The sequence below is a fragment of the Arthrobacter sp. 05L45_2 genome (assembly GCF_056397525.1).
The window spans coordinates 1-4,896 of record NZ_JBFTNO010000228.1; the positions used below are offsets into that span (position 1 = coordinate 1).

6 protein-coding genes are annotated in these 4,896 nt (G+C 65.9%); 1 reads left to right on the forward strand and 5 read right to left on the reverse strand.

Translation table 11 applies throughout. The features are described from left to right. From AC1DHD_RS14365 to AC1DHD_RS14380, 4 genes are all read right to left on the reverse strand, one after another. Positions 1–574 (reverse strand): cbb3-type cytochrome c oxidase subunit I (locus AC1DHD_RS14365; RefSeq protein ID WP_476880360.1); only part of this gene is annotated, 574 nt, incomplete at its 3' end. A 12-nt stretch (positions 575–586) separates the two neighbouring features. After that, a complete protein-coding gene (gene ctaC, locus AC1DHD_RS14370; protein ID WP_476880361.1) occupies positions 587–1,459 on the reverse strand; it encodes an aa3-type cytochrome oxidase subunit II in 873 nt (290 codons plus the stop codon). A 205-nt stretch (positions 1,460–1,664) separates the two neighbouring features. Next, the gene (locus AC1DHD_RS14375) at positions 1,665–2,054 is read right to left on the reverse strand and encodes a HesB/IscA family protein (RefSeq protein ID WP_476880362.1); all 390 of its coding nucleotides are present in this window, start codon (positions 2,052–2,054) and stop codon (positions 1,665–1,667) included. A gap of 172 nt (positions 2,055–2,226) precedes the next feature. Further along, on the reverse strand, positions 2,227–3,651 hold the full coding sequence (locus AC1DHD_RS14380; RefSeq protein ID WP_476880363.1) for a M20/M25/M40 family metallo-hydrolase: 1,425 nt from the start codon (positions 3,649–3,651) through the stop codon (positions 2,227–2,229). 92 nt (positions 3,652–3,743) lie between these two features. Between AC1DHD_RS14380 and AC1DHD_RS14385 the strand changes: the two genes are divergently transcribed. Continuing rightward, entirely contained in the window at positions 3,744–4,343 is a 600-nt protein-coding gene (locus tag AC1DHD_RS14385) for a DUF3043 domain-containing protein (protein WP_476880364.1), read from the forward strand. Positions 4,344–4,435: 92 nt separating this feature from the next. Here AC1DHD_RS14385 and AC1DHD_RS14390 read toward each other — a convergent pair. Further along, a partial coding sequence (locus AC1DHD_RS14390) for a dihydroorotate dehydrogenase (RefSeq protein ID WP_476880365.1) occupies positions 4,436–4,896 on the reverse strand: 461 nt, incomplete at its 5' end.

Consider the following 4,896-nt stretch of genomic DNA (forward strand, 5'->3'; position numbering starts at 1 on the left):
TGATCGTGGTGATGAAGTTCACCGCGCCGAGGATGGTGCCGAAGCCGGAGAGCGCCAGGCCGAAGACCCAGAGGTCACCGCCGACGCCGGGGCTGAAGGTGGTGTTGGACAGCGGCGCATACGCGAACCAGCCGAACGAGGCTGCACCCTGCGGGGTGATGAAGCCGGAGACCGCGATGGTGGAACCAAAGAGGAAGAACCAGAAGGCCAGCGCGTTCAGTCGCGGGAAGGCGACGTCGGGAGCGCCGATCTGCAGGGGCATGATCACGTTGGCGAAGCCTGCGAACAGCGGCGTCGCGAACATCAGGAGCATTACGGTGCCGTGCATGGTGAAGAGCTGGTTGTACTGCTCTTTGGTCTGCAGGATCTGCATGCCGGGTTCGAACAGCTCGGCACGGATCAGCAGTGCCATAACGCCGCCGAAGCAGAAGAACACGAAGGACGCGATCAGGTACATGTACCCGATGGTCTTGTGGTCGGTGGAGGTGATCCAGTTGACGACGATGCGCCCCTTGGATTTGGGTACTACGGGAGCCTCAAGGATCCCGGAGGGCTGAGAGTAGGTCGTAGCCACGTCGCGCTCCCCTTACTTGTTCTYGGTCGGGGCCGGGTTGCGGTCGTACTCTTCGCCGAGCAGTCCGGTGTTGCCGGCCTGGCGGAGCTGGTCAAGGTGGGCCTTGAACTCCGTCTCGGAGACGACCTTCACGCGGAACAGCATTTCGGAGTGGTACTCACCACAGAGTTCGGCGCACTTGCCGTCGTAGGTTCCCTCTTTAGTGGGGGTGAACCGGATGTAGTTGGTCTTGCCGGGGATCATGTCGCGCTTCTGCAGGAAGGCGGGTACCCAGAAGGAGTGGATGACGTCGCGGGCGTTCAGCTCCAGGTCAACGGACTTGTTGACGGGGAGGTAGAGCGTCGGCAGCTTTTCCTTGTCGACATCATTGCCGGTGAGGTGTGCCTGGACGCCGGCCTCGTGGACGTCGCCGGTGACGACGTCGCCCTTCTTGTAGTTGAAGTCCCAGGCCCACTGCTTGGCGCGGGCGTCGACGACGACGTCGGCCGGCTGGTCACGGTTGTCGATCGCCTGCTGGTCACGGTCGGTGAAGTAGAAGAACACCAGGACCATAAAGAGCGGGATCGTCAGGTAGAAGACCTCGAGGGGAAGGTTGAAGCTGTTCTGCCGGGGGAAGCCGACGGTGCCCTTCCGGCGCCGGTACGCCACGATGCACCAGATCATCAGGCCCCAGGTGATGATGCCGACGACCAGCGCGGCAATCCATGAGTTGACCCAGAGGTCCATGATGCGGTCAGTGTGGTTGGTGGTGCCACGCTCAGTGGGCAGCCACCCTTTCTGTACCTCTGGTGAACATCCAGTCAATGCCAACGCGCCGGCTAGTGCCAAGCCAGTGATCGTAGTGATCTGTTTGCGTCGGCTGCCGGTTCGGTTCTGCGAACTCACAGACGGCCCTTCCTACTTGTTGCTGTCGCCCGGCCGCCGTMRGCGTTCCGGGCACACTAAAAGTTTTACTACTCGGTGTAGAGCTTACCGCTCCCCGCGAGTTTTCGCCCACATGTCCGCGCCGTGCCTCCGTGGAGTTTTCGGCGATTCCGGTGACCCTCCCCCGGACGGCGCTAAGGCCGGGCCCATGGCCCGGCCTTAGCCCTTAGTGGAAGGAGTCTCCGCAGGCGCAGGACCCGCCCGCATTGGGGTTATCAATGGTGAAGCCCTGCTTGGAGATGGTGTCCTCGAAGTCGATGCTGGCACCGCTCAGGTAGGGCACGCTCATCTTGTCGACAACGACTTCGACGCCGTCGTAGTCGCGTACGGCGTCGCCCTCGAGGAGGCGCTCGTCGAAGTAGAGCTGGTAGATCAGGCCGGAACAACCGCCCGGCTGCACGGCAACGCGGAGCCGAAGATCAGTGCGGCCTTCCTGTTCCAGCAGGCTGCGGACCTTGCCGGCGGCCACGTCGGTCAGCTGGACCTCGTGGCTGGCCAGGTCCTGGTCCGCCTGGACGGTGGTGTCGGCGCTGTTTTCATTGGTTGTAGTGCTCATGGCCTACCTTCTTACGACGGTCGTGGCGGCTCCGCCTGCGCGGTGCCCGCCCCTACTTAAACGGTATGGGCTATAGCTACATGCTACGTCGATCAGACGTGTAGCTCTAACTCCTGACGTAACCCTCACCGCCGGCTGGATGTTCCCCGGAAGCGGTGTGGGGCCGCGGGCCTCAGGCGAGGCCGTCAGCGTTCAACCGGGCCAGGAGCAGCGCTTCCGCGACGATGGCGTTCCGGAAGTCCTCGAGGTGCAGCGATTCGTTGGCGCTGTGCGCCCGCGAGTCGGGGTCCTCGACGCCGGTGACGAGGATCTGCACGTCCGGGTACAGCTCGGTGAGGTCCGCGATGAAGGGAATGGAACCGCCAATGCCGGTCTCGACGGCCGGAACGCCCCATGCCTCGCCGAGGGCCCACATGGCCATGCTGGCCGCGGTGGACGTGGTGTCCGTGAGGAACGCGTTGCCGCTCTCCCCCGGGGTGAAGACCACCTCGGCTCCGAACGGTGCGTGGGATTCGACGTGGCGGCGGACGGCGTTCATGGCTTCGGCCGGGTTCTGCCCCGGGGCGAGCCGCAGGCTGAACTTGGCGCGGGCGCGCGGCAGCAGCGTGTTGGAGGCAACGTCCACGGCGGGTGCGTCGAAACCGATGATGGACAGCGCGGGCTTGGTCCACATCCGCGACGCGATGGTTCCGGTGCCGGCGAGCTTAACGCCGTCGAGCACGGAGGCGTCCTTGCGGTACTCCTCTTCGGTGAGGTCGACAGTTACGTCGTCGCGGCTGACCAGGCCGTCGATCGCGACGCTGCCTTCGTCGTCGTGCAGGGTGGCGATCAGCCGGGCCAGCAGGGTGGGGGCGTCCAGCACGGGGCCGCCGAACATGCCGGAGTGGACGGCGTGGTCAAGGACCTTAACCTCGATGGTGCCGTCGACCAGGCCCCGGAGGCTGGTGGTGAGTGCCGGGATGCCGACCTTCCAGTTCGATGAGTCGGCAACGACGATCACGTCCGAGCGCAGCAGTTCCTTGTGCGTTTCAAGGAACGAACGGAAGGTCGGCGAACCGGCTTCTTCCTCGCCTTCAAAGAAGAAGGTCACGCCCAGGCCCAGTTCCTCGCCCAGCACGCGTGTGACGGCGGAGTAGGCGGCCACGTGGGCCAGGATGCCGGCCTTGTCATCGGCCGCACCGCGGCCATAGAGGCGGCCGTCGCGCTCGACTGCGGTGAAGGGTTCGGTCTCCCAGAGGGCCAGGTCGCCGGTCGGCTGCACGTCATGGTGGGCGTAGAGCAGGATGGTCGGCTTGCCGGCCGCGGCAGCACGGCGGGCGACGACGGCGGGACCGCCAGGGGTGCCGTCTTCCTTGTCGCATCGCAGCACCCGGACGTCGTCGAACCCGGTGGCCCGCACCAATTCGGCGACGGCGTCGGCGCTGGCGTTCAGCGGTGCCGGGTCGAAGCTGGGCCAGGCGATGCCGGGGATGGCCACAAGCTGCTTGAGCTGTTCGACAGTGGTGTCAAAGGATTCGGTAACGGCCTGGCGGAGGGCGTCGGCATCGATGGCGCCGCCGGCTGGGGTCTGCGGGTTCCCCGCGGGTGATGAAGTCATGGCCAAAACACTACCGTGCCTCCTGTTACAGCAAACGGGCGGCCGGGTGTGGCCTGGGCCTCGCCCCGGTGCCCGCAGGGTATTCTGTAGGGGTGTTTGGACGTAAAAAGGAAGCGCCCTCGGCGCAGGACGTAGTTGACCAGCAGGTGGCCGAGGCAGCAGCCCGGGACGCCGCCATCGGCAAGGGAGCCCCAACGCCTAAGCGCAGCGCCCAGGTCGCCGCCCGCAAGCGGCCCCTGGTTCCGGAAGATCGCAAGGCCTCCAAGGCTGCAGAACGCACCGCCATTGCGGACCAGCGGCTCAAGATGCGCCAGGCCATGGACACCGGTGATGAGAAGTTCCTGCCGCTTCGCGACAAGGGACCGCAGAAGCGCTTTGCCCGCGATTACGTGGACGCCCGTTTCAGCCTCGGCGAGTACCTGATGTTCGGCGCGTTGCTCTTTGTGATCATCTCCCTGCTGGTTCCGGCCAGCAGCGACCAGATGATCTACGTCCTGGGCGGATTCTGGGTCATGTTCCTGGCCGTGTTCGTGGATGTCTTTATCCTCTCCCGCAAGCTGAAGAAGCGCCTGGCCGAGAAGTTCGGCGAGGTGGAGCGCGGCACCGTCTGGTACGGCTCCATGCGCTCCCTGCAGTTCCGCCGCCTGCGGCTCCCCAAGCCGCAGGTCAAGCGCGGCGAGTTCCCCGCCTAATTCAGCCGTCAAAAGGCCCCCGGCAGTTGGACTGCCGGGGGCCTTTTTGTGTCTGACGGGCGCCCGCGGACTCTTTCCGGAGCCGCGTCCGGTCAGCGTCGGGCGGCCTGCTTCGCGAGGTCCCGGTTGATCCGCGCAGCCCAGAAGGGGCCCTCGTAGAGGAAGGCCGTGTAGCCCTGCACCAGCGTTGCGCCGGCGTCGATCCGGTCGCGGACGTCCTGGGCGGACTCCACGCCGCCCACCGACACCAGGGTAAGGGCACCGCCGGTGGCGGCTTTCAGCCGGGCCAGGACCTCAAGAGACCGCTGACGGAGCGGAGCACCGGACAGGCCGCCGGCGCCGCACGCCTCGACAGTGTCCGGGCTGGAGACGAGCCCGGTGCGGCCGATGGTGGTGTTGGTGGCAATGATGCCGTCGAGCTTCAGGTCCAGCGCCAGCCGGGCGACGTCGTCGATGTCCTCGTCGCTGAGGTCCGGGGCGATCTTAACCAGCAGCGGGACGTGCCGGCCCGCGGCGGTGTCCGCGGCTTCGCCGACCGCGGACAGGAGTGGCC

Excerpts from the sequence above, each read along its gene's own strand:
- AC1DHD_RS14375 (WP_476880362.1), bottom strand. The coding sequence starts at position 2,054 with ATGAGCACTACAACCAATGAAAACAGCGCCGACACCACCGTCCAGGCG.
- AC1DHD_RS14380 (WP_476880363.1), bottom strand. The coding sequence starts at position 3,651 with ATGACTTCATCACCCGCGGGGAACCCGCAGACCCCAGCCGGCGGCGCC.